Annotated in this window: 14 protein-coding genes; 3 read left to right on the top strand and 11 right to left on the bottom strand. The window is 72.3% G+C overall.

Going from position 1 to position 25,340, the window contains the following annotated elements; translation table 11 throughout:
• Positions 1–37 precede the first annotated feature (37 nt).
• From BKI49_RS36035 to BKI49_RS27675, 6 genes are all read right to left on the bottom strand, one after another.
• Positions 38–2,548 carry a glycoside hydrolase family 95 protein gene (locus tag BKI49_RS36035; protein ID WP_257004979.1) on the bottom strand — a complete coding sequence of 837 codons (2,511 nt, stop codon included), beginning with the start codon at positions 2,546–2,548 and terminating at the stop codon, positions 38–40.
• Positions 2,545–4,530, bottom strand: a complete 1,986-nt coding sequence (locus BKI49_RS27695; protein WP_095936990.1) for a beta-galactosidase — start codon at positions 4,528–4,530, stop codon at positions 2,545–2,547. The genes BKI49_RS36035 and BKI49_RS27695 overlap by 4 nt, the downstream gene beginning before the upstream one ends.
• The gene (locus BKI49_RS27690) at positions 4,530–6,761 is read right to left on the bottom strand and encodes a beta propeller repeat protein (protein WP_095936989.1); all 2,232 of its coding nucleotides are present in this window, start codon (positions 6,759–6,761) and stop codon (positions 4,530–4,532) included. Before BKI49_RS27690 ends, BKI49_RS27695 begins: the two co-directional genes overlap by 1 nt.
• Positions 6,762–6,958: 197 nt before the next feature.
• On the bottom strand, positions 6,959–7,906 hold the full coding sequence (locus BKI49_RS27685; RefSeq protein ID WP_095936988.1) for a carbohydrate ABC transporter permease: 948 nt from the start codon (positions 7,904–7,906) through the stop codon (positions 6,959–6,961).
• Positions 7,903–8,967 carry an ABC transporter permease gene (locus tag BKI49_RS27680; protein WP_095936987.1) on the bottom strand — a complete coding sequence of 355 codons (1,065 nt, stop codon included), beginning with the start codon at positions 8,965–8,967 and terminating at the stop codon, positions 7,903–7,905. Before BKI49_RS27680 ends, BKI49_RS27685 begins: the two co-directional genes overlap by 4 nt.
• A gap of 26 nt (positions 8,968–8,993) precedes the next feature.
• Positions 8,994–10,670, bottom strand: a complete 1,677-nt coding sequence (locus BKI49_RS27675; protein WP_095936986.1) for an extracellular solute-binding protein — start codon at positions 10,668–10,670, stop codon at positions 8,994–8,996.
• A 361-nt stretch (positions 10,671–11,031) separates the two neighbouring features.
• Between BKI49_RS27675 and BKI49_RS27665 the strand changes: the two genes are divergently transcribed.
• The gene (locus BKI49_RS27665) at positions 11,032–13,875 is read left to right on the top strand and encodes a glycoside hydrolase family 3 C-terminal domain-containing protein (protein ID WP_095936985.1); all 2,844 of its coding nucleotides are present in this window, start codon (positions 11,032–11,034) and stop codon (positions 13,873–13,875) included.
• A 305-nt stretch (positions 13,876–14,180) separates the two neighbouring features.
• Here BKI49_RS27665 and BKI49_RS27660 read toward each other — a convergent pair whose 3' ends face one another.
• From BKI49_RS27660 to BKI49_RS27645, 4 genes are all read right to left on the bottom strand, one after another.
• Positions 14,181–14,627 (bottom strand): SRPBCC family protein, encoded by a 447-nt coding sequence (locus BKI49_RS27660; protein ID WP_095936984.1) that lies wholly within the window; start codon positions 14,625–14,627, stop codon positions 14,181–14,183.
• A gap of 220 nt (positions 14,628–14,847) precedes the next feature.
• The gene (locus BKI49_RS27655; RefSeq protein ID WP_095936983.1) at positions 14,848–16,293 is read right to left on the bottom strand and encodes an aldehyde dehydrogenase family protein; all 1,446 of its coding nucleotides are present in this window, start codon (positions 16,291–16,293) and stop codon (positions 14,848–14,850) included.
• Between the two features lie 505 nt (positions 16,294–16,798).
• A complete protein-coding gene (locus BKI49_RS27650; protein ID WP_095936982.1) occupies positions 16,799–18,457 on the bottom strand; it encodes a PucR family transcriptional regulator in 1,659 nt (552 codons plus the stop codon).
• Positions 18,458–18,572: 115 nt separating this feature from the next.
• Positions 18,573–20,699 (bottom strand): ATP-binding protein, encoded by a 2,127-nt coding sequence (locus tag BKI49_RS27645; RefSeq protein WP_095936981.1) that lies wholly within the window; start codon positions 20,697–20,699, stop codon positions 18,573–18,575.
• A gap of 253 nt (positions 20,700–20,952) precedes the next feature.
• On the opposite strand from BKI49_RS27645, the gene gabT reads away from it, so the two are divergent.
• Complete coding sequence (gene gabT / locus BKI49_RS27640) at positions 20,953–22,287, top strand: 4-aminobutyrate--2-oxoglutarate transaminase (RefSeq protein ID WP_095936980.1); 1,335 nt, start codon at positions 20,953–20,955, stop codon at positions 22,285–22,287.
• Positions 22,288–22,457: 170 nt separating this feature from the next.
• Entirely contained in the window at positions 22,458–23,312 is an 855-nt protein-coding gene (locus BKI49_RS27635; RefSeq protein ID WP_095936979.1) for a phosphatase PAP2 family protein, read from the top strand.
• Here BKI49_RS27635 and BKI49_RS27630 read toward each other — a convergent pair.
• The gene (locus tag BKI49_RS27630; protein ID WP_095936978.1) at positions 23,251–25,071 is read right to left on the bottom strand and encodes a chitinase; all 1,821 of its coding nucleotides are present in this window, start codon (positions 25,069–25,071) and stop codon (positions 23,251–23,253) included. The two genes, BKI49_RS27635 and BKI49_RS27630, sit on opposite strands and share 62 nt — an antisense overlap.
• Positions 25,072–25,340 lie beyond the last annotated feature (269 nt).

Genomic DNA, 25,340 nt, shown 5'->3' with positions numbered 1-25,340 from the left:
CCCTTCCATGGGTGGGGGGAACTGCGGATTCACTCGGTCACTGCGGCCCCAGGGTGAGGACGCAGTCTTCGCCGGCGCTCAGGGAGAGCGGTCGCGCGCCGGTGGAAGTCCTGAGGTCGACGCGGCAGGTACGGCCCGGTCTCACCACCGCCGTCGCGCCCTCGGGGCTCCAGGCGAGGTCGACCTCGGCGCCGAACCTCGTGCGGATGCCGCGGAGTTCACCCGTGGGGAGCGTGGCGGGGAGCGCGGGCAACAGGACGAGCCGCTGCGGGGTGGACTGGATCAGTGCCTCGATGAGCACGGCCGGGAGGGTGTGCGCGGCGTCGGCGTTGTAGACGTGCCGCTTCGGGTAGTGCCCGCTCATCAGGGAGACGTGGAAGAAGTCCCCGGCGAGGATCTCGTGCAGGGCCCGGGTCACTCGGCCCGCGTCCCCGAGGCGGGCGGCCACCAGGGCGTGGTGGAGGTGACCGTGCGCGGAGTCGTTCTCGGAGCCGCGCAGTTCGAGCGCCCGGCGGGCCGCCGCGGCGAGTCCGGGGGTGTCGTACGGGGTGATCTCGTCGAGCGGCCAGACGCCGTAGAGGTGGCTGAGGTGCCGGTGGTCGTAGGAGTCGTCGAGGCCGGGCCGGGCCCATTCGGCCAGCGCGCCGTCGGGGCTGACGCGGTGCGGCGGCAGCCGGTCGGCCAGCGCGCGCCAGCGTTCGGCGGCGGGTCCGGGGTGGTAGTCGGCGGCGGTGCGCAGTGCGTGGCGGGCCGCCGAGAGGTCCATGGCGGAGTTGACGGTGATCCAGCCGGCGTTCGCGGGCCGGTTCTCCGGGGAGTACGACGGGACGATCACGAGCCCGCCGTCGTCCTCGGTGCGGGTGAGGAAGTCCTCGTAGAAGAGGGCCACTTCGGCGAGTGCGGCGGCCAGGCGGGGGTCGCGGGCGCCGCGTGTCTCGTCGTGGTCGACGAGCGGCTTGAGGAGCCAGTCGGCGCCGGCGGTCCACACGTGCAGCGGGTACTCGCGGCTGAGGTGGTAGAGGTGGCCGGACTCGCCGTCGGTGTGTGCGGGGGCGACGACGCCCCGGGTGCCGTAGACGGCGCGCGCGTTGTCGCGCCACTGGGGGATCTGGGAGTGGATCAGTGCGGCATGCGCCTCGGTGACCTCCGGGAGCGCCGCCGCTGCCGCCGACGCCGTCTGGAGGTTGAGGTTGGCGTCCGTGGTGAACGCCCCGGACCAGGCGGTGTCCCAGTCGCCCGTCCACAGCCCGGTCAGCCGTGGCGGCAGCGTGCCGGCCGCGGACAGCAGGTGGTGGCGGCCGGCCGCGAAGAGCCGCTCCAGGAGAGCGGGGCTCTCGGGGCGGCGGATCAGCTCCGAGCCCGGCAGGGCGCGTTCGGCGGGGTCGGCGCACAGGTCCAGCGTGACCCGCCGGTAGGCGGGGCGGTGCAGCGCGGTGTGGCGGGCGAGCAGCCGGGCGTACGCGTCACCGCCGTCCGGCGCGGCGTCTTCCGTCCGGTGCCGGTCCTGGTCACGGTCCCCGTGGCGGACATGGTGCCGGTCCCGGTCCTCGTCCCCGTGGTGGACCTGGTCCCGGCGCCCGGCCCGGTCCCGGTCCCGGTCGTCGAACTGGTCCGGATCGCCGAGCCCGTCCCGATCGCCGGGCCGCTCCGCATCGTCGTCGCTCTCGTCCGGGAGCAGCAGGTCGCGGAGTGCGCGGGCCTCGGCCATCGTGTCCAGTTCACCCGTGTGCCGCCGCACCCGCGTCAGCAGGAGGACCGAACGGGCGCCCTCGATCCGGATGCCGGGCAGCGCGGTCCGGGTCCGGCCGCCGGAGACGACGACGAGCGTCACCCCGGTGTACGCACGGTCGCTGTCGGGGTAGCGGGCCCGCAGGGTGAGTACGGCGCCCTCGCGGGTCAGGACCGTGCCGTGCCCCACCGCGAGGCCGGCGGGGGCTCCGGGCAGCCGGTGGTCCAGGGTCACGTCGACGGTGAGGTCCGCGTCGGTGACGTACTGGACGACGACGTCGTCGGCGCGGGAGACGAAGACGTCGCTGCGCCAGCCGCCGCACACGGCACTGACGACGCCGGTGGTGAAGTCGGCCTCACGCCGGTAGGCCCGCCACCGCGCGGCCGGGCGGCGCAGCCGCACCTGGAAGGCGGGGTGGAAGGGCTGCACCCACAGCAGCGGGCGCCCGTCGGTGAAGTCCTCCCCGGCCGTGACGTCTCCGGCCAGCAAGCGGTCCTGAAGCTCCGTGAGACGGTCGGCGAGCGCGGGGGGCCGGGCGTCCGCGCTGCCGTTGGGCCGGACCAGGCGGTGATGGTTGACGATGATCCGGTCACCGTTCGGATCTCCGAACACCATGGCGCCGTGTGTGCCGTTCCCGCTCAGGAAGGCGTCCTCCCAGCGGGCGGCGGGCAGCGGCTCCCAGGTGCCGTGGACGGGCCCGGTGCGGTCGCTCGTCCCGGGCACGGAGGGGGACGGGCCGTCGCCATGCCCGCTCCTCCGGCGGGCACCGTCGTCCGCGCCGCGCGCGGACCCGCTCCTGTCGCGGGTGGGGCCGGTCATGGCTGGAGCACCACCGCTCCGTGGCGCTCCAGCCGCACCGGACCGGTCACACGGTCGCCGGTGAGCAGGTCGCGGTGGCGGCCCGGCACCTCGACCGTGACGGCATCGGGCCGGTGGTTGAGCAGGAAGAGCAGTGCGCCGCGCCGGACGGCCTCGACGCCGTCCGGAAGGCCGTCGAGCACCGGGCTGAGGCCGGCACGCTCCGCGACGCCGGCCAGCAGGGCGCGCAGCGCGTCCGGTTCGGGCAGGGTGGAGAAGTACCAGGCCGTGCCCCTGCGCAGCACCGCGGGCAGCCCGTCCAGTTCTCCGCCCTTGTACGCGGCCTCGACGACCGCGTCCTCCGCGGCCTCCAGCTCCTCGGACCACAGCGTCCCGCGAAAGCCGTCGCACTCGGCGGTCTCCCCCACGTCCAGCGGCCACCACTCGTGCAGCGTGCGGATGCCGAAGAGCTCTCGGAGCCGGGCGTCCATGCCGCCGGGCCGGACCCGGTCGTCCTCGTCGGCGACACCGGTGAGGAAGCCGCAGACGAGGGTGCCGCCGTCGCGTACGTGGGCGAGGAGGTTGTCGATCGCGGCGTCCGTGAGCAGGTAGGGCTGCGGGGCGACGACGAGCCGGTACGCGGACAGGTCGTGCTCGGGGTGCGCGAAGTCCGTGGTGAGGTGCGCCTCCCACAGGGCGCGGTGCCAGGCCCGCAGGACCCGGGGGTGGTCGACCTCCTGGGAGAGGCGGCCGTCGTGCTCCCCCGCCCACCAGGAGTTCCAGTCGTGCAGCACGGCGACGTCGGCGGTGATGCGGGTGCCCGCCACCTCGGGGCCGATCACGGCGAGTTCGGCGCCGAGCTGCTTGACCTCCTGGAAGGTGCGTCCCCGCTCCCCCGCGTGGCCGACCATCCCCGAGTGGAACTTCTCCGCGCCCTGCCGGGACTGGCGCCACTGGAAGTAGCAGACGGCGTCGGCGCCGCGCGCCACGGCCTGGAGGGACCACAGCCGGTTGAGGCCGCGCGGCTTGGGGTGGTTGACGCCGCGCCAGTTGACCGCTCCGGCCGCCTGCTCCATGAGCATCCAGGGTCCGCCCGCCGCCTGGGAGCGCGTCATGTCCTGCACGAGCGCCCCGTGCTGGGCGCCGAGGGGGTCGCGCGGGTCGGGATAGAGGTCGACCGAGACGACGTCCTCCTCCCGCGCCCACCGCCACGCGTCCTGTCCCGCCCACAGGGGCATGAAGTTGCTGGTGACCGGGATGTGCGGGGTGTGCCGGCGGACGATGTCCCGTTCTGCGACGAAGCACTCCAGGAGCATGTCGGAGGTGAAGCGCCGGAAGTCGAGCACCTGCGTCGGGTTCTTCATGTAGTGGGCGTGGCGGGGCGGGAGGATCTCGCTCCAGCGGTCGTAGCCCTGGCCCCAGAAGGCCGTGCCCCAGGCGTGGTTGAGGGCGTCGAGGGTCTGGTACCTGTCCTGGAGCCAGCGGCGGAAGGCGGCGGCCGCTTCGTCGCCGTAGTCGTAGGTGCAGTACTCGTTGTTGATGTGCCACATCGTGAGGGCCGGGTGGCCCGCGTACCGGGCGGCCAGGTCCTCCGTGATGGCGGCGGCGTACCTGCGGTAGACGGCGCTGGAGTGCGAGAAGTGCTGGCGGGAGCCCCACCATTCGGTGCGGCCCTCCGCGTCGCGGGGCAGGGTCTCGGGGTGCAGGCGGCCCATCCACGGCGGGGGCGAGGAGGTGGGGGTGGCGAGGACGACGCCGACGCCGTGATCGTGCATCAGGTCCATCAGCCGGTCGAGCCATCCGAACTCGCGTGCTCCGGGACGTGGTTCGAGCTTCGCCCAGGAGAAGACGCCGAGGGTGACGGAGTTGACGGCGGCCTCCTTCATGAGGCGGACGTCCTCGTGCCAGGTCTCCTCGGGCCACTGCTCGGGGTTGTGGTCGCCGCCGAAGAGGATGCGGCCGCGGGTCGCGTCGGCGAGGCTCGGCCGCTGGTGTGCGTGCATCAGACCGGGTCTCCGTACTGGATGCCCCGGCCGTTGGTGCCGAGGTACACGCGGCCGTGGATACGGGGGTCGCCGGTGATGACCTCACCGGTCCAGCCCCACTGGTGGGCGTCGTCGTTGATCCGGATCCAGGTCCGGGCGGTGTCGTCGGAGCGGAGGACCACGGTGCCCGGCCCGGTCGAGCCGACCTGGTAGATGCCGGGGTAGTCCGCGCCGTCGGCGGCCTTTCCGAAGCCGAGGGTGTACGAGGCCCAGCAGCTGGTCACCTTGTCGAAGCCGGTGCCGCCGTCGGTGGACCGGTACAGCCCGTTCCACTTCAGGCTCAGCCACAGGTCGCCGCTGCGCCCCGGTGCCGCGGCCATCCTGAACTGGTCGTCCCCGGACGGCAGTCCGCCGGCGCGGGCGTCGAAGGAGCCGCCGCCGTCCGTGCTCGCGTACAGCGTTCCCGTGTCCGTGTCGTACGCGTAGAACACGGTCGGGTCCACCGGGTCGGCGACCGGTGTGGCGCCCTTCGGGAAGGAGGGGATCTCGGCCCAGGTGACGCCGCCGTCCGTCGAGCGGTGCGCCGCGTACTTGGTGCCGTCCCAGTGGACGAAGGACCAGAGCAGGACGCTGCCGTCGGCGTTGACGGCGATCGGCCCCGGCGCGTCCTTGCCCAGGGCGGGCTGCGCCGGGAAGGGCGTCCAGGTCCGCCCTCCGTCGTGGGAGTGTGCGCCGTTTCCGTTGTCGCCCCAGCCCGTGCGGACGACGTACGACGGCTCGGCCGCGGCCTGTGCGAGTCCCGTCGCCGTGCCGGACACGGGGTTCGTGGCCATCCCGCGCGAGGGGGACGCCGTGAGCCGCTCGTGGTGCAGGACCCCGATGTCCCCGACTCCGCTGATCAGATGCGCCGCGCCGGACGGGGGCGAGATCAGCCGGCGCACGGCCGACTCCTCAAGGCCCCGGATCTGCGGCGCCCAGTGCCTGAGGTCGCGGGTGGCGTAGAGGGTCGCTCCGGTGCCGTACACGACGTGCCCGGAGTCGTACGGGTCGACGGCCATCGCCTGGATCCACCAGCCGAACTTGGGCCGGTCACCGCCCCACTTGAGGTACGGGGTCTCGGACACGTCGAGGACGGCGGTGTCCTTCAGGGAGGTCCAGGTACGGCCGCCGTCGGTGGTCCGGAACACGGTGTCGCCGTCCGCCCAGCGGTTGTTGGTGGACACGACGACCGTGCCCGCCCTGCGGACGTCGGCCGCGACCCCGCCGTAGGCGAAGGTGTCCGCCGAGCCGTCCGCGGTGGTGCCGCCGGGCCGGACCGGGGTCACCTCGGTCCATCTTCCGGTGGCGGTGCGCAGCTTGTGCACGCTGCCGTCGGTCTGGCCGTTGGGGCCGGGCGCGTCGCCGTACGTCACGTACAGCTCTCGTGCGTGCGGGTCGTACGCGGCGCGGAGCGGGATCCTGGCGGAGCCGCCCGCGGGCTGACCGGGGACGGCCTCCCAGCGGCTGCCGTCGGCGGTGCGGTAGAGGTTCGGCGTGCCCGGGGTGCCGTCGCCGTCGCCCCAGCCGGCGTAGACGGTGCGCCCGGCCGCGGCGAGGAACGTGACGCCCTGTCCGGTGGGGCTCGCCTTCGCCGGGAAACCGGTCGCGGCGGACCAGGTGGCCCCCCGGTCGGTGGACCTGAGCAGCCCGTCGTGCCGGGTGCCCAGCCACAGGACGGCGCTGTCGCGAGGGTCGACGAGGAGGCGTTCTCCCGTGCCGCGCCCGTCCTCGTTGGCGCCGAGTTTCACGGACAGGTCGGTGCGCGCCCAGGTGGTGCCGCGGTCCTCGGAGCGCAGGACGGCGCCGTTGCCCGCCCAGGACTGCGCGTAGGTGCCGACGGCGAGGTACAGGCGGTCCGGGTGGGCGGGGTCGACGGCCAGTGCCTCCACTCCGAGCAGATTCCAGTCGTCCCAGCCGAGGTGGTCGGTCAGCGGTGTCCAGCGGGCCGCCCGGTCGTCCCAGCGGTAGGCGCCGCCGATGTCGGTGCGGGCGTAGGCGAGACCGCGTACGGCGGGGTGGAAGAGGACACCGGTGACGAAGCCGGTGCCGCCGACGACGACGTTGCGCCAGCGGTACGGCGCCGGGTCCACGTCGGCTCCGTCCGTCGGGCCGGCCGGTGTCGCCGTGGCGACGCCGGGGGTGGCGGCGAGCACGGCCGCGGCGGCGCTTCCGGCGAGCACGGCTCTTCTGCCCGGTCGGGGCGTGCGCATGACATACCTCGTTCGTGAAGGAGGGAAGGGATCAGGGACAGCACTGATCAGAAGCGGTCCGGGCAGCACCGACCAGGGGCGCGGGGAACTGCGCGACCAGCCACGACGGACCCGCGGCCGAAGAACGGCAGGAGCACCCGACACTCCGCACCGGCCGACCGGAACAACGAGGCGAAGCAGAGCGGGCGGACCCCAGGTCAGCCCTTCACGGCCCCGGTGAGCATCCCCTTCTTGAAGTGCCGCTGGACGAAGGGCGAGAGGACGGCGACGGGCAGCAGCGCCAGAACCATGACGGCCATCTGGATGGCGAGTGGCGACAGTTGCCCGGTGTTCACCTGGGTCGCGAGACCGACCGGACGCTCCTGCTTCTGCACCAGCTGGATCATGACGTTCTGCAAGGGCATCATGTCCTGGTCGGTGAGGTAGATGGAGGCGTTGAACCAGGCGCTCCAGTACCCGACCGCGTAGAAGAGGGAGATCACCGCGAGCACGGCCCGCGACAGCGGCATCACGATCTTCCAGAGAATGCGCCAGTCGCCCGCGCCGTCGATGCGTGCGCTGTCGACCAGTTCCGGCGAGATGCCCATGAAGAACGCGCGCAGCACCAGGATGTTGAAGACGCTGACCGCGCTCGGAAGGATCAGCGCGAGATAGGTGTCGGTGAGGCCGAGCGCCTGCACCAGCAGATAGGTCGGGATGAGTCCCGCGCCGAAGAACATCGTCGCGAGCAGCAGCATCAGCAGCCAGCGGTGGCCGAGCGAGCCGATGCGGGAGAGTCCGTACGCGCACAGGACCGAGACGGCCATGCTGAAGAGGGTGCCGACCAGCGTCACCCCGAGGCTGACCAGGGCGGCGCGTTGCACCTGGCCGCCGCCGAGCAGTTCCTGGTAGGCGATGAAGGTGACGCCCTTGGGGATCACCACCAGGCCTCCGGCGGCGTCGATGGTCTTCTTCGACTGCAGGCTCGTGACGATGACGATCCACAGCGGGAAGAGGATCGCGAGGGCGGCGAGCGTGAGGGCGAGCCCCTTGCCCGCGATCCCGGCCCTGCTCGGCTCCTCCTCCCAGGGCGGCCGGGGCGGCGCCGCCCACCGGCCCGGCGGGCGGGCCGGCCCGACGGCGGGTTTGTCGACGACAGCGGTCATTTCTTGTACACCCCCTGCTCACCCATGAGATGGGCGACCTTGTTGGCGGTCAGCACGAGTCCGAGGCCCACGACCCCCTTGACGAGGCCGGCGGCAGCGGCGTACCCGAAGTCCTGGTTGCGGATGCCGTTCCACCACACGTAGGTGTCGAGGACCTCGGAGGCCCCGGGGCCCACGGAGTCGCGCTGGAGCAGCAGTTGCTCGAACCCGACCGTCAGCGCGTCACCGACGCGGAGCACCAGCAGCAGGGCGATCACCGGGCGCAGGGCGGGCAGCGTGACGTGCCACATCCGCCGCCATCGTCCGGCGCCGTCCATCGCGGCGGCCTCGTACAGGTCGTTCGACACGGACGAGAGGGCGGCGAGGAAGACGATGATGCCCCAGCCCGCGTCCTTCCAGACGCCCTCGGCCGTCACCAGGAACTTGAAGATCCCCGGGTCGGTCATCAGGTCGATGCCCTTGTGCCCGTGCTGGCGCAGGGTCTGCGCGATGATGCCCGCGCCGCCGAAGATCTGCTGGAAGACGGTGACGACGAGGACCCACGAGAAGAAGTGCGGGAGATACATGATCGCCTGGGCGACCGCCCGGACCCGGGGCCTGACCACGCTGTTGATGAGCAGCGCGAGCAGGATCGGGATCGGGAAGTAGAGCACCAGCTGGAGGAAGAACAGCACGAAGGTGTTCTGCACCGCGTGCCAGAACGCCGAGTCCTCGAAGATCCGCTGGAAGTTCTCGAAGCCGACCCAGGGGCTCTGGAGCATGGCGACGAAGCCGTTGTCGCTCAGATACGGGTCGTAGTCCTGGAAGGCGACGACGTTGCCGAGCACCGGTATGTAGGTGAAGACGAGGATCAGCGCGACCGCCGGCAGCGTCATCAGGATCAGGGTGCGGTCGCGTCTGAACCGCAGTCGCAGGTCCAGCCGGCCGGTGCGCCGCCCCGCCCGCCTCGCCGCGCGTCTCGCGGCCGCCTTCCCGGCGCTCCCGCCGGGCGCGTCCGCGCCCGGCGTCCGCCCGCCCGTCTTCGCCTCGGCCCTGCTCCGGGGCACCGTGCTGTGCGACACGGCCTCCTCCTTGCCTCAGCCCTGGGTCACTTGGCCGCGGAGCCGTTGTCGTCGAGCAGCTTCTTGTACCAGGCGCGCAGGCCGTCGCCGCCCTTCTGCTTCCAGTCGGAGACCGCCTGCTGCATGTCGGCGATCTTCTTGCGGCCGCGCACGATGTCGTCCTCGAGCTGCTCGAAGTCGTTGGCGAGGTTGGTCCACCGGTTGGGCTCGGTGACGGTCAGGCCGTAGAAGGACGACTTCTTGGTGAAGGCGCCCATGCGCTGCTGCCACTCGACCTGGAGCCTGGCGATCTCGGGCAGGTCGGGGTGGGCGAGGTAGGCGGCCGGGTCGCCGGTGTAGTCGTAGGCGCCGTTGACCTCGTTGGTGCCCTGCGTGGTCTTGGTGGGCAGCCCCTTCTTGAGCTCGAAGTCGGCGCCCTCGACCCCGTAGTCGGTGAGCATGCGCTCCTTGGTGCCGAACGGGGCGGCACAGAAGTTGGCCAGCGCGAGGAAGTCCTTGATCTGCTGCTCGGACGCCTTCTTGTTGACGAAGGTGAAGATGTTGGCGGGCTGGACGGCCCACAGGGCGGGGTCGCCGCCGTCGTGGCCGAAGATGTCGAACGCGGCCATCTCGAAGTCGGCGTTCTGGGTGCGCTGTTCGGCGGTCTTGCCGTACCAGTAGGACAGGTCGCCGTTGAAGACGAGCACCTGTCCGGCGCCGAACCGGTTGGACGCGTCGCCCTTGACGGCCTTGGCGTCGGGGTGGACCACGCCGGCCGCGTAGAGCTTGCGGGTCCACTCCAGGGCTTCGAGGTACTCGTCGGTCTCGATGCGGTTGATCAGCTTGCCGCCGTCGAGGTTCCACCACAGCGCCTTGTCGCTGCCGGACAGCACGCCGAACATGTTGAAGGCGGTCCACTTCAGGTCGTCGCAGGCCCACACCTTCGCCTTGGCGCTCGTCGCGTCCTTGGCCCAGGAGAGGAACTCGTCCGCGCTCTTGGGGAGTTGGTACCCCTTCTTGGCGAAGAGGTCCTTGCGGTAGAAGGGCGCGATGTTGTTGACGTACGAGGCGGGCATCGGGATCGCGCGCAGCTTCCCGCCGAAGATGGCGCGCTGCCAGGCGTCGGTGGGCACGGCCGCGAGGTTCGGGTAGTCCTTGACCTTGTCGCCCGACAGGTACGGGCCGAGGTCGGCGAACTTGGCGTTGACGGCGCTGGGGATCTTGCCCATCAGGTTCCAGCCCGGTACGACCACCACGTCCGGGATGTCGCTGGAGGCGAGGACCGCGCCCAGCTTCTCGTCGTAGGTGTTGCCGTCCTGGTTCTGCCAGGTCACGTCGACGCCGACGGCCTCGTTCATGGCCTTGTAGTAGGCGTTGCCGTTGGACGGCGGGGTGCCCCACAGGGGCGCCATGACCTTCAACTTGCCGCCGCTGCCGAGCTTCTTCGGCACCGACGACTTCAGCCCGTCCAGGGCGATCGCCTGGGTGAACCCCGCCGCCGAACCGTTCTTCGCCGGAATGTCGGGCGTCACGACGCTCGACGCCACGAAGGCCGGAAGGATCTTCTGGGCGTCCTTGCCGGAGGTCGTGCCCTCCTTGTTGCCGTCCTGCCCGCCGCAGGCGGTGAGCAGCGGCATGCCGCCGGCCACGGCGGCCGCGGCGACCGCCGTGGAGGCGAGGAAGCTTCTCCGACTGGGAGCGGAGGTGGCGGAGTTCGGCGTCATTGCGTCAACCCTTCGTGGCGCACAGCAGGACACCCGGCGGTGGAGCCGTCGGCTGCGGTGTCTTGAGTGGAACTGGCTGAGCTGAAGCGGTCCTCGGAGATGCGGACTCCTGAGCGGCAGTCCCGCCAGTCGAAGCGCTTCGATGTTGCTGCGAGGTTAAGTGAACACCTGGGGGCGCACAAGAGTCGTTTCCAAGATTCCTCGGAGGTGTGGACCAATCCGCGCCCCCCTTCTGGCACTTGACATCACACCGAGGAAACGGAGTTGTTGCACCGGGGTGTCTTGACACCTGCCCCTCGACCGAATCAGCATCGAAGCGCTTCGAAAGCTCCTCGTCGCTCCGTCGCAAAGGGATCACCAAGTGACCGCACAGACGCCTCCTACGCCGCCTTTCCGTGATCCGCGACTGCCGTTCGCGAAGCGCATCGACGACCTGTTGGCGCGGCTCACCCTCGACGAACGCATCGCGTTCCTGCACCAGTTGACGCCCGCCGTGGAACGGCTCGGCATCGCCGCCTTCCGGACCGGGCAGGAGGCCCTGCACGGAGTGGCCTGGATGGGCCCCGCGACCGTGTTCCCGCAGGCCGTGGGGCTCGGCGCGACCTGGAACGACGACCTCGTGCGCCGGGTCGGCGAAGCGGTCTCGACGGAGGCCCGCGCCATGCGTGCCCACGACGACCGCGTCGGCCTCAACGTCTGGTCCCCCACCGTCAATCTGCTGCGCCACCCGCTGTGGGGACGCAACGAGGAGGGCTACTCGGAGGACCCGCGGCTCACCTCCGCCATCGCCACGGCGTACACACGGGGCCTGCGCGGCGACCACCCGCTGTACTGGCGCACGGCGCCCGTCCTCAAGCACTGGCTCGCGCACAACAACGAGACGCGACGCGACACCACGTCGTCCTCGGTGCGCCCGCGCGTGCTGCACGAGTACGACCTGCCCGCGTTCCGCGCGACCGTCGAGGCGGGCGCGGTGGCCGGGGTGATGCCGGCGTACAACCTGGTCAACGGCCGCCCCAACCACGTCTCGCCGTACCTGCGTGAGCAGTTGCGCACCTGGACCGACCAGGAGCTGCTGGTCTGCTCGGACGCGGGCGCCCCCTCCAACCTGGTCGAGTCCGAGCACTACTTCGACACCCACGAGGAGGCGACCGCCGCCGCCGTCCTGGCCGGCGTCGACAGCTTCACGGACCACGGCACGGACAGCTCGCAGATCGTCGGCCGTGTCCAGGGTGCCCTCGTCCAGGGGCTGTTGAGCGAGGCCGACATCGACACCGCGGTCCGCCGCCAGCTGGACGTCCGCTTCCGGCTGGGCGAGTTCGACCCCGAGTCCGACCCGTACGCCGGCACCGAGGACTTCGACACCCCGGCCCACCGCGCGCTCGCCCAGGAGGCCGCCGAACAGGCGATCGTCCTGCTCAAGAACGACGGGCTGCTGCCGCTCGGCCCGGACGTCCGCGTCGCCGTCGTCGGGCTCCTCGCCGACGAGTGCAAGCTCGACTGGTACAGCGGCACGCTCATCCACCGCTCGACGCCGCTGGAGGGGCTGTACGAGCGGTTCGGAGCCGACCGCGTGGACTTCGCCGAAGGCGTGGACCGGGTCCGCCTGCGGACCACACAGGGCACGCATCTGTCGGTGCCCGCCACCGACAGCGCCGCGGACGAGGTACGCGGCGCCGTCGGCGCCCTGGACCCGGCCCTGCTGTCCGGTCGCACCGACCTGCCCCCGCTCACCGCCGACGGGCCCGGCACCGAGTTCGCGCTGATCGACTGGGGCGAGGGCGTACTGACCCTGCGCGCCCCGGACGGCCGCTACCTGTCGGTCGCCGAGGACGGCTTCGTGCGCGCCTCCGCCGACCGGCCCGGCGGCTGGGTCGTCCAGGAGACCTTCCGCCTGGAACCCTCTCAGTCCCACGAGAACGGCCACCTCCTGAAGCACCTGGGGACGGGCAGGTACGTCACGGTCGCCGCCGACGGCGTGAAGGTTGCCGCGGACAACCCGGCGGTCCTCTTCCTCGACTTCACCGAGCGGGGCGCGGACGCCGTGGCGCGCGCGGCGGCCTCCGCGGACGTCGTCCTCGTCGTCGCGGGCAACGACCCGCACATCAACGGCCGCGAGACGGAGGACCGCACGACCCTGCGGCTGCCCGCGCACCAGGAGCGGCTGCTGCGCGCCACGCGCGCCGCCAACCCGGCCACGGCCCTCGTCCTGGTGTCCGCGTACCCGTACGCGGTCGACGTCGCCGGGCTGCCGGCCGTCCTGTGGACCGCGCACGGCGGACAGGCCGCGGGCACGGCCCTGGCCCGTACCCTCGCCGGGGACGTCTCGCCCGCGGGCCGTCTCCCGCAGACCTGGTACGCCTTCGACGACGACCTGCCCGACCTCCTCGACTACGACGTGATCGGCGGCCGCCAGACCTACCTGTACTTCGAGGGCACGCCGCTGTTCCCCTTCGGACACGGCCTGTCGTACGCGTCGTTCGCCTACGCGGATCTCCGGGTCCGCAGACACCCGGGCGGGCTGACGGTCTCGTTCAGCGTCACCAACACCGGCGGGACCACCGCCGACGAGGTGGCCCAGCTCTACGTGCGCGCCGTCGCCCCTTCGGTGCCGCGTCCCCGACGCGAACTGGCGGCGCACCGCCGCTTCCGCCTCGCACCCGGCGCCTCGGCGGAACTCTCCTTCGAAGTCCCTCGCTCCGCCTTCGAGTTCTGGGACGTGGCACTCAGCCGGCCACGCCTGGAACCGGGCGGGTACGAACTGCTCGCCGGTGCGTCCAGCGAGGACGTGCGGCTCCGTACGACGGTCGAGCTCGACGGTGAACCGGCCGCGCCCCGCCGCGTCCTGGAACACGGCCTGGACGCGGCCGACTTCGACGAACAACGGGGGGCCGTCCTGGTCGACCGTACGCGGACGGAGGGGGACGCGGTGTCACCGGTGGACGGCAGAACGGCCGAACTCGTCTTCACCGCATGCGACTTCGGCACCGGGGTCACGGACGTGTCCGTCGAGGCGGCGGGCGAGGGCGTCGTGGAACTGTCGCTGGACGGCGGCCGGTCGTACGTCGCGCTGACCGTCACCGCGACGAAGGGGCCGTACGACTACGCGAGGCTCGGCGCCGCCGTCACGGCCGACGGCGTGCGCGACGTCCACCTCAGGCTGCGCGGGCCGCTGCGGCTCGCGCACGTCGGCTTCTCCGGTTGAGGGTCCGCGGAAGCCGACGGAGGGCCCGGCACCGGGACACGGGTGCCGGGCCCTTTTCGGAGCAGGGGCGGGGCCGGTCCGGCACGGGTGAGGCATCGGGAGCGGGCCCTTTCCGCGTACGGGGCGGGGCGCGTCCGCGCGAGCGAGGCACCGGGAGCGTGCACTGTCCGCGTACGGCACGGAGTGCGGCACGCGGAAGCACCGCCGGTGCCGGGCCTTCGGGCTACGGGACGCACGCGCGCACCCGGCCGTCGTCGGCCGGGGCACCGGGGGCTGGGGCGGCTGCCGGCGGGGCCGGGCCCGCCTCAGGAGGCCTCCACCGCCGCCTTGATGCGCCGGCCGAAGGCGTCCGCGTCCTTGCGCGCCGCGCTCAGCGCGAACCCGACCAGGAGCTTGCCGATGCCATGGCCTTCGAGGACGTTGAAGATCCTGACGCGCGTCGTGCCCTCACCGGTGGACTCCAGGTCGTAGCCGCCCTCGTCGGCCGTCACGACGTTCTTCGAGACCTCCGCCCAGCGGATCCGGTGGGGCGCCTCGAACTCGGTGATCCGGAACTGCCGGCCCGTCTTCATGCCGGCGTCCTTGACCGTGCTGGTGAAGACCGTGCCCACGGCCGTGGGGCCCTCCGGATTCTTCGTGATCTTCTGCACCCGGGGGCTGAACCGGGGGTCGTTCGTGCCCGCGGCGAGAAACGCGAAGACCTCGTCGATGGGGCGGTCGACCTCGGTTGTCGCCTCGAACTGACCGGCCACGGTTCCTCCTGTGATGCGATCGGTTGATCTCCGTCCGAGGGCACGCGACCGTGCCAGGCGCCCTCAGCCTACGAGCCGGACCGCGCCACCGCGCCCTGTTGCCGATTCCCCCCGCCGCGGCACCCGGGGCCGGCCGTCTCCACGTCACGACGTGCGGGCATACGCCGACGGCCGGAGCCCCCGCACAGCGGGCTCCGGCCGTCGGCTCGGGACGTGTGGGTCAGAGGGCGAGGCCCGTCAGAACCATCACGCGCTCGTAGGTGTAGTCGTCCATCGCGAAGCGCACACCCTCGCGGCCCACGCCGGACTGCTTCACACCGCCGTACGGCATCTGGTCGGCGCGGTAGGACGGCACGTCACCGACGATGACGCCGCCCACCTCCAGCGCACGGTGGGCGCGGAAGGCCGTCTGCAGGTCGTGCGTGAACACACCCGCCTGGAGACCGTACTTGGAGTCGTTGACCGCGGCGAAGGCAGCGGCCTCGCCGTCCACCTTGCGCACGGTGAGGACGGGGCCGAAGACCTCCTCGCAGGAGATCGTGGTGTCCGCCGGCACGTCGGCGAGCACGGTCGGCGCGTAGGAGGCACCGTCCCGCTTGCCGCCGGTCAGCACACGGGCGCCGGCCGCGGCGGCCTCGTCCACCCACGCCTCGACACGCTTGGCCGCGTCCTCGCTGACCAGCGGGCCGACGTCGGTCTTGTCGTCGGAGGGGTCACCGGTGACCTGGCCTTCGACGGCGGCGACGATGCGGGGCAGGAGCCGGTCGTACACCGACGCGTCGGCGATCACGCGCTGCACGGAGATGCAGGACTGGCCGCCCTGGTAGTTCGAGAAGGTCGCGATGCGGGTCGCGGCCCAGTCGAGGTCCTCGTCGCTCGCGAAGTCGGCCAGGACGACGGCCGCGCCGTTGCCACCGAGCTCCAGGGTGCAGTGCTTGCGCGGCACCGAGTCCATGATCGCGTAACCGACCTTCTCGGAGCCGGTGAACGAGATGACGGGCAGGCGCTCGTCCTGGACCAGCGCGGGCATCCGCTCGTTCGACACCGGCAGGATGCTCCAGGAACCGGCCGGGAGCTCCGTCTCGGCGAGCAGGTCACCGATGATCAGGCCGGACAGCGGGGTCGCGGGCGCCGGCTTCAGGATGATCGGCGCGCCGGCGGCGATGGCCGGGGCGATCTTGTGGGCGCACAGGTTCAGGGGGAAGTTGAACGGCGCGATGCCGAGGACGACGCCCTTGGGGAAGCGACGGGTGAGGGCGAGGCGCCCCTGGCCACCGAGGTCGGTGTCGAGGCGCTGGGCCTCGCCGCCGTTGAAGCGGCGGGCCTCCTCGGCCGCGAACCGGAACACCGACACCGCACGGCCGACCTCGCCGCGCGCCCACTTGATCGGCTTGCCGTTCTCGGCGGAGATGAGCTGCGCGATCTCCTCGGTGCGCTCGACCAGGCGCTTGCTGACGTGGTCGAGGGCGGCGGCGCGCACGTGGGCCGGGGTGGCGGCGAACTCGTCCCGCACGGCGTACGCGGCGGCGACCGCCTCCTCGACCTGTGCCTCGGTCGGCACGCTGACCTGTCCGACGACTCGGCCGTCCCACGGCGAGGTGACGTCGAACGTGGTCTCACCGGTGGCCTGGCGGCCGGCGAGCCAGAAGGCGTGGGTGGAAGTCATTGTCGAGTCCCGGCCCTTCCGTGTTGGGGGTGTCGCTGGATGGTCCTGCGCTTTCACGATCCACGGTAGGGCCGGGGCGCGGGACGGTCGCTTGTCCGAGTCGTAGCAGTCAGCGGGTGGGATGCTCCGCTTTGGCACGGTGGGTGGCGTGTGCCTGTTCCCCAGGGGCTCCGCCCCGGGGCCTCCTGATCGGCCTGGAGCACACCTCCGGCAGTACGTGCCCGGCGCAGCCCCCAGACCCCGGATCGGCCTGGAAGGCCTCGTCCTCAAACGCCGGACGGGCTACCGCCTCTCCGCCCCCAGACCAGCCAGAGCGACCCGACCACCAGGCCGACCAGAACTCACCTCCCGCAGCACACGCCCAGCACAGCCCCCAAACCCCGAATCGACCTGCACGGCCTCGTCCTCAAACGCCGGACGGGCTAATGCCTCCCTGCCGCCGGGCCACAGCCTCGCCTCCGCCGGGCGGGCCGGAGCGACACGCTCGTCGGTGGGTCGGGGAGGGCTACTCCCCTGCTGCCGACGTCGCCTTCAGGGCCAGCCAGAGTTCCATGCGTACGTCGGGGTCGTCCAGGGAGCGGCCGAGGATCTCCTCGACGCGGCGCATGCGGTAGCGGAGGGTGTGCCGGTGCACTCCGAGGTCGGCGGCCGCGGCGTCCCACTGGCCGTGACGGGACAGCCAGGCCCGGAGTGAGGCCACCAGGTCGCCCCGGCCGGTCGCGTCGTGCTCGTGCAGCGCGCGCAGCAGGCCGTCCGCGAAGGCCCGCACCGCGTCGTCCGCGAGCAGCGGCAGGACCGAGCCGGCCGCCAGCTCCTCGTGCTCGACGAGGAACCGGCCGCGTCGCCGCGCCACCGACAGTGCCTGCTCGGCCTGCTTGTAGGCGGCCGCCGCGGCGATCGGGCCGGCGGGCGCCGACAGCCCGACCACCAGTTCGTCCTCGTCCACGGCGGGCTGTTCCCGCACGGCGGCGCGCGAGGCCTCCAGCGCCGCGGCGTAATCCCCGCACGCGGCGACCGCCGCGCCCCCGTCCACGGCGAGCACGACGAGCCGCTCGCCGTCGGGCACGACGAGCACGGACTCCCCGGAGCGCGCGGCGGCGGACTCGACGACTTCGGCGAGCCCGTCGAGCGGGTCGCCGTTGGTGTCGGGCACGGTGACGGCGGTCTGCGCGGGCGCCGCCGCGCTCACGCGCGCGTGTCCGTCGGCGTGCGCCCGCGCGGCCGACGCGGACGCCGATTCGGCGAGGATCAGCCGGAACGGGGCGTCCAGCAGCTCCCCGTACAGGTCCCCGGCGACGGTGCGGGCGTGGTCGGGCTCCCCGGCGAGCAGCATGCGCAGCACGGAGGCGCCGATCCGCTGTTCGGCCGCGTGCAGCGACCGCGACCGCTCCGTGGTCAGCGTGAGCAGGGCGATCGCCGAGTGCACGGCGTAGCGCTCCGCCGTGCCGAGGGCGGCCGCGGTGCCCACGGCGAGCGCGGCGCGCGGCCGACGCCCGGTGCCGAGGGAGTGGAGCTCGACCCGGTCGTCGCCGCCGACGACGGAGCTGGCGGGTGCGGGCCGCTCCCGCAGCCGCTCCACGTCCGGGGTGAGCCGTGCGGCCCGGCGGCCCGCCCATTCGGGTGCGGTGGCGACGACGGCTCCGGAGGCGTCGTAGAGCGCCGCCCATCCGTCGACCTGTCCGGCGAGCGCGGCGAGGAGCCCCTCGGGTCCGTCGTTCAAGGCCTGCTTGGTGAGCTCGCGCTGCGCCGCGAACCCGGCGGTGACGGCCCGGTACTGGTCGGCGGCGATCGCGGCGGAGACGGCCTTGCTGATGGCGAGGAAGGGCGTGCGCCGGGGCACTTCGAGGAGCGGCAGCCCCTCCTCCTCGGCGGCGTCGACGAGTGCCTTCGGGATCTCCTCGTAGTTGACGCCGACGGCGAAGCCGAGTCCGACGACCCCCGCCCCCACCAGACGCTTCACATAGCGCCGCATGGCCTCCGGGTCCTCCGCGTCCAGCTTGAGCGCGGTGATCAGGAGCAGCTCCCCGCCCTCCATGTACGGCACGGGGTCGGCGAGCTCGCTGACGTGCGCCCAGCGGACGGGCACGTCCAGGCGGTCCTCGCCCGCGCGCACGGTCAGCTTGAGCGCGGAATGGTGGACGAGCGAGGCGAGCGTGGGGGGCATGGGGCCTTCAGGTCTGTGTGATCTCTGTGATCTTTTGGCCGCGGCGTATGAACGACCTGTGTCGATTCTGCCTCACCGTACGGTCGCCGTGTGACCCGATGCCCCTTCGTCCTGCTCAGCCGCGTAGATCCACCAGGAGGGGCGGCGCGTGCTCCCCCTTCACATTGGTCAGCGACAGCACCGCGTGCCCCGCTGGCACCGCGTGGGCCAGTTCGGACGCGGACCAGCGCTCCCGCTCGACCTGGCGCACGGTGACGGCGCGGGCGGTGGGCGCGTGCCCCGTGATCACCCTGCGCACCATGTGCAGGGCCTTGCCCGCCGGGGTCTCGGCGATGATCTGGCGGTCGGTGACGTCGCGGGCCTCGATCCACTCCTTGCCCCAGACCTCGGCGAAGTCCTGCCCGTCCCAGGGGGTGAGCCCCGACAGCGCCATACGGCAGCCGATGGCGCCGAGCAGGGGGCCGCGCAGCGGCCGGGCGACATCGTCGAGGGTGCGGAGCGTCAGGACGGCCCCGGCGTTGCCGGACCGCAGCCGCTGGACGCCTCGTACGGCTTCCGGGGTCACGACGCCGGTGGCGTCGTCGAGCACCAGACAGGCGAACAGCGACCGGTCCTCCCGGATCGCCACGCTCGCCGTGAACTGGGCGAGCACCAGCCGCGCGAGGATCCGCGAGGCGTCGGCGTGGCCGCGCGCGGGCAGGTCGATCCGCACCCGTACGGGGTGGTCGAGAGCGCGCAGCGAGAAGGGCCGCGACTGCCCGGAGGTGTCGAAGAACCCGGCGAAGGCGGGCCGGTCGAGCAGGGCGACCCGGTCCGCGAGGACGACCCCCACGTCGCCGGGGTGTCCGAGCTGACGCTCCCGTGCGTCCAGCTCCCGCAGCAGGGACTCCTGCCCGCTGTCCTGGAGCCCCTTGCGCAGGGCGGCGAGGGGGCCGGGGGTGCCGTCGAGGAGCTGACGCAGTTCCGGCACGGACGGGAAGCGGCCGTGGACGGCCTGGAAGGGCCCGAGCAGCTGGGCGAGCACGGTGGTCGACCGGCGGCCGTCGCTCCCGGGGTGCGGGTCGGCGAGGTCGCCGACGAGCGCCTCGGCGAGGACGGCGGCGGCCTCGTCGGGGTCGGTGGTGCCGCCGTACAGGTCGAGGTCGTACACGGACTCGGGTTTCCCGATCCGTACGACGACGTCGTAGGCGTCGGCGGGTCCGAGCCCGGCGCCCGCGGCACCGACGACGACGACCGCCGCCCGCCCGGCGAGCGCGTGCAGGCACAGCGACTCGGCGAGCGGCCAGACGACGTCACCGGTCTTGCCGGATCCGGCGGGCCCGACGGCGAGCAGCGAGGTGCCGAGCAGCTCGGGGCCGAGGCCGAGTCCGGTGCCCCGGTAGGCGTACGGGTTGCGCGGATCGTCGGCGGTCGTGCCGAGCCGCACCTGTCCGGTGACGAGGTCGTGCCGGGCGAGCCGTCCGGGCAGGTCACGCTCCCCGGAAGGGTGCAGGCAGGCGGCGGCGCCGTCCTTGAGGACCGCGCCGGTGAAGGTGGCGAGGCTGTGCCGTCCGCTGCGTACGCCCTGCCAGGCCCGGGCGATCCGGGCGTGGTCGACGTCGCGCATCAGCCCGGCGCCGGCCTCGGTGGCGAGCCGGTCGGCAGCCTCGCCGGCCCCGGCCGCGCGCAGTTGGTTCCACTGGGCGGGGTCCTCCTCGGGGGCCGGCGGGCGCTCGCTCACGGGTGCGGCGCGCTGCCAGGCCGGCAGTCCGTAGCGCCGCCACACCTCACCCCATCGGCCCAGCCGACCCACGGCGATCATGATGACGAGGGCGATCAGCGTGTAGTAGCCGTACCAGAGGAAGGCGTTGCCGACGCGGTCGTCGCTGTGCCGCCAGGAGTCGGGGGTGAACAGTTCCAGCGGCAGGACCCACCAGCCGCCCAGGTAGCCGTTCCACAGCAGCGACCAGACCAGCCATCCGACCAGGAAGGCGATCACGGCGCCGCTCAGCAGCTGACGGGCCGGGATCTGCTCGGGCTCCTGCTCCGGCCGCGGACGGTGTCCGAAGCGCCACACTCCCGGTGCGGCCTCCGGGCGCGGCGCCCGCAGCCAGGTCAGGAAGGCGGATCCGTCCGGCGGTGGCGGCATGCCGGGTGCCCGGGCGGGCCGGGGCGGCATCGCGGGCACCTCGGGCGGCCGTGCCGGACGCGGCACGGAATCGGCATGCGTGCCCCGCGCGTCCTGCGTCCCGTCGCTGTTCATCGCCCTTGCCCCCTGACCAGCCGTTCCGTCCACCGTCCGCGAGTCAATCTAACGCCCCCGCAAGGGGAGTTCACCGCATACGCGGCCGGGCTCGCGGGGATGCACGGTTGCTCCGCTATGTCCACCGCGGACAAGCGTCCTCCCGGACAACGCCCACATGGAGCATGCCCAGTCCTCACCTACCGTCCTAGCCTGCGAGAAAAGAAGGCAAGCGTCCGAAACACCCCCACGCAAGATCATCAGGGAGCCCCTCATGACCGCACTTCCGCAGGAGCGCCGCGTCGTCACCGCCATCCCCGGCCCGAAGTCGCAGGAGCTTCAGGCCCGCCGTACCGCCGCGGTCGCGGCCGGTGTGGGCTCCGTGCTCCCCGTGTTCACCACGCGCGCGGGCGGCGGCATCATCGAGGACGTCGACGGCAACCGGCTGATCGACTTCGGCTCCGGCATCGCCGTGACCAGCGTCGGCGCCAGCGCGGAGGCCGTCGTACGCCGGGCTTCCGCCCAGCTCCAGGACTTCACCCACACCTGTTTCATGGTCACGCCGTACGAGGGTTATGTGGCCGTCGCCGAGGCGCTGGCCGAGCTGACCCCCGGTGACCACGCGAAGAAGAGCGCCCTGTTCAACTCCGGCGCCGAGGCCGTCGAGAACGCCGTCAAGATCGCCCGCGCGTACACCAAGCGCCAGGCCGTCGTCGTCTTCGACCACGGCTACCACGGCCGCACCAACCTCACGATGGCGCTGACCGCGAAGAACATGCCGTACAAGCACGGCTTCGGTCCCTTCGCGCCCGAGGTCTACCGCGTTCCGGTGGCGTACGGCTACCGCTGGCTGACCGGCCCGGAGAACGCCGGCGCCGAGGCGTCCGCCCAGGCCATCGACATGATCACCAAGCAGATCGGGGCCGAGAACGTCGCCGCGATCATCATCGAGCCGGTCCTCGGCGAGGGCGGCTTCATCGAGCCCGCCAAGGGCTTCCTCCCGGCCATCAGCAAGTTCGCCAAGGACAACGGCATCGTCTTCGTCGCGGACGAGATCCAGTCCGGCTTCTGCCGCACCGGCCAGTGGTTCGCCTGCGAGGACGAGGGCATCGTCCCGGACCTGATCACCACCGCCAAGGGCATCGCGGGCGGCCTGCCGCTCGCCGCCGTCACCGGCCGCGCCGAGATCATGGACGCCGCGCACTCGGGTGGCCTCGGCGGCACCTACGGCGGCAACCCGGTGGCCTGCGCGGGTGCGCTCGGCGCGATCGAGACGATGAAGGAGCTCGACCTCAACGCCAAGGCGAAGGCGATCGAGGCGACGATGAAGTCGCGCCTGTCCGCCATGCAGGAGAAGTTCGACATCATCGGCGACATCCGTGGCCGTGGCGCCATGATCGCCATCGAGCTGGTCAAGGACCCGGCGACCAAGGAGCCGAACCCCGAGGCGACCGCCGCGCTGGCCAAGGCCTGCCACCAGGAGGGCCTGCTGGTCCTGACCTGTGGCACCTATGGCAACGTCCTCCGCTTCCTGCCCCCGCTGGTCATCGGCGAGGACCTCCTGAACGAGGGCCTCGACATCATCGAGCAGGCCTTCGCCCGCATCTGACGCCCCACCCGCCCGGGCACCGGAACACGGTCCACCGGCCCCGCCGGGTTCCGGTCGGTGCCGGTGCCGGGGCACTCGGCGTGAGGGCGTGTGAAGAACGTGTGCGAGGTGCATGACGGGACGCGATTCCGTCTGTCGGAGCCGCACCCCCTGTCGTAGGTTCTACCCAGATGAGAGATACACCCCGCCCACAGGGGACTGTGGGTGACACCGGGTCGGGGCCTCCCCAGCTTCCGCCTGGTCGTGCCCTCGCGCACACACCCGGGGCTTCCGGCTCCGGATCTCCTCACCGATCGGACAGTCGCCCGCCCCAAACCCCCCGGGGCGCGCGGCAATCCGATCAGGACGGCCGCCCCGGAACCACCCCCCCTGTTCCGGGGCGGCCGACCTTCCTCCTCGGCCTTCCGGCTCTCCTCTTCGCGCTGATCACCTGGCAGGTGGCCGCCCATGGCGCGCTCGCCCGGGCGGACGAGCGCCTCAGCGGCCGGCTGGTCCGCCCGGACCGCACCGCCGAGATCCTCGCCGACCTCGGCAACATCGCCGTCGCCGTCCCGGTCCTGGCCGTCGTCCTCGTCGGTGTGGCCGTCCACGCCCGCCGTGCCGGCGCGGCCCGCTGGTGGCTCGCACCCACCGCCGCGGCGGTGCTGATGGCGGCCGTACCGGCACTGATCGTCCCGCTGAAGGAGCTCGTCGCCCGTCCGGGCCCCCCGGTCATGGGTCCCGGCACGGGCTTCTTCCCCTCCGGCCACACGGCCACGGCCGCCATCGCCTACGGCACCGCCACGCTGCTCCTCCTCCCCCGTCTGCGCAGCCCGGGCGCCCGTCGCGCCCTGGTCGCCGCCTGTCTCGTCCTCAACGCCCTGGTCGCCTGCGGCCTGGTCCGCCGCGGCTACCACTGGCCGCTGGACGTGGTGGCGAGCTGGTGCCTGTGCACGGCGCTGCTGACGGGACTGTGGATGTTCCTCAGCCGAAGTAGCGGCCGAAGTTCGTCGAGAACTCCCAGCTCCCGAACCGGTCCCAGTTGACCGACCAGGTCATCAGGCCGCGCAGCCCCGGCCAGGTGCCGTGCGTGGCGTACGAGCCGCAGTTCGTCTTCTTGGTGAGGCAGTCGAGGGCCTTGGTCACCTCCGCCGGGGCGACGTAGCCGTTGCCCGCGTTGGTGGAGGCGGGCATGCCGATGGCGATCTGGTCGGGGCGCAGCGGCGGGAAGACGTTGTTCGCGTCGCCCGCGACCGGGAAGCCGGTGAGGAGCATGTCGGTCATGGCGATGTGGAAGTCCGCGCCGCCCATGGAGTGGTACTGGTTGTCGAGGCCCATGATCGGGCCGGAGTTGTAGTCCTGGACGTGCAGCAGGGTCAGGTCGTCGCGCAGCGCGTGGATGACCGGGAGGTAGGCGCCGGCGCGCGGGTCCTGGCCGCCCCACTTGCCCGTGCCGTAGTACTGGTAGCCGAGCTGCACGAAGAAGGTCTCGGGGGCCATGCTCAGGACGAATTTCGAGCCGTACTTGGCCTTCAGGGTCTTCAGCGCCGAGATGAGGTTGACGACCACCGGTGTGGTCGGGTGCTTGAAGTCGGTGTCGCTCGCGTCGAGGGAGAGCGAGTGGCCCTCGAAGTCGATGTCGAGGCCGTCCAGGCCGTAGGTGTCGATGATCTTCGAGACCGAGGAGACGAAGGTGTCGCGGGCGGCCGTGGTGGTGAGCTGGACCTGGCCGTTCTGACCGCCGATCGAGATCAGCACCTTCTTGCCCGCGGCCTGCTTCGCCTTGATCGCCGCCTTGAAGTCGGCGTCGCTCTCGACGGTGGGGCACTCGGTGGCCGGGCAGCGGTTGAAGCGGATGTCTCCGGAGGTGACGGAGGTCGGTTCGCCGAAGGCGAGGTCGATGACGTCCCAGCTGTCGGGCACATCGGCCATGCGGGTGTAGCCGGCGCCGTTGGCGAAGCTGGCGTGCAGGTAGCCGACGAGGGCGTGCGGGGGGAGGTCCGAGGAGCCGCCGCCGGAGCCCGCCGAGGTGGTGGCGGTGACCGTCGAGGACTTCGCGGACTCGCCGGCGTCGTTCGTCGCGGCGACCTGGAAGGAGTACGCGGTGGACGGCGTCAGTCCGCTCACGGTGGCCGAGGTGCCGGTGACGGTCTGGACCTTGGCTCCGTCGCGGTAGACGGCGTACCCGGTCGCGCCGGCCACCGCGGACCAGGACAGGGCGACGGACGAGGAGCTGACGGTGCCGACGGTCAGGCCGGTGGGCGCGGCGGGCGGCTGCCCCGCGTCGACGCCGGGGCCGACCAGGGAGACGTCGTCGGCGTAGTAGGTGCCGGTGCCGTACCAGCCGTGCGTGTAGATCGTGACCTTGGTGGTGGAGGGGCCGGTGCGGAAGGTCGTGGCCAGCTTCTGCCAGTCGGCGGCCGACTGGGTCCAGGTGGAGACGTCGGTGGTGCCGGTGCCGGTGGCGCCGAGATAGACGTAACTGCCCCGGACGTAGCCGGAGAGGGTGTACTGCGCGTCGGGTTTGACGGTCACGGTCTGCGAGCACTGCGCGTAGTCGCTGCCGGCCGGGGTCGCCTTCAGCGCCGAACTGCCGCTCCTGACGGGTGAGGTGACGGTGCTGCCCGCCGTGCAGGTCCAGCCGTCCAGGCCCGACTCGAACCCGCCGTTGCGAGCGAGGTCCGCGTCGGCCGCACGGGCGGTCGACGAGAGCGCGGCAAGGCCGGGCACGGCCAGGGCGGTCGCCGTGCACACGGCGATGAGTCTGCGACGCGAGAACGGTCCGGTGCGTCCGGTGCGATCCACAACTGCCTCCGGGCATGGGGGAAATGGGAGGGTGGAGCGCGCCCAACTTGGTCCAGACCAATTCGGTTGTCAAGACCTCTGACAGGCGCCGGACCCGCCCGCGTGCCCCTGGGGGCATTTGGATCAGGTCGGATCGGGCCGCGGCGTCCGGTGCGGTGCATCGCAAGGCGGAGGATCATCCGCGTACTGGGCGTACTCGGGTGGTCCGACAACACGGCGAGGTGCCGTGCCGGGCGCCGCGGACCCGGGCTGATCCCAACGCAACCCCC

The organism is Streptomyces sp. Tue6028 (assembly GCF_002300165.1).
Lineage (GTDB): Bacteria > Actinomycetota > Actinomycetes > Streptomycetales > Streptomycetaceae > Streptomyces > Streptomyces siamensis.
Note: the sequence above shows the minus strand (reverse complement) of the source record. Positions and strands in the feature narration are given on the sequence as shown.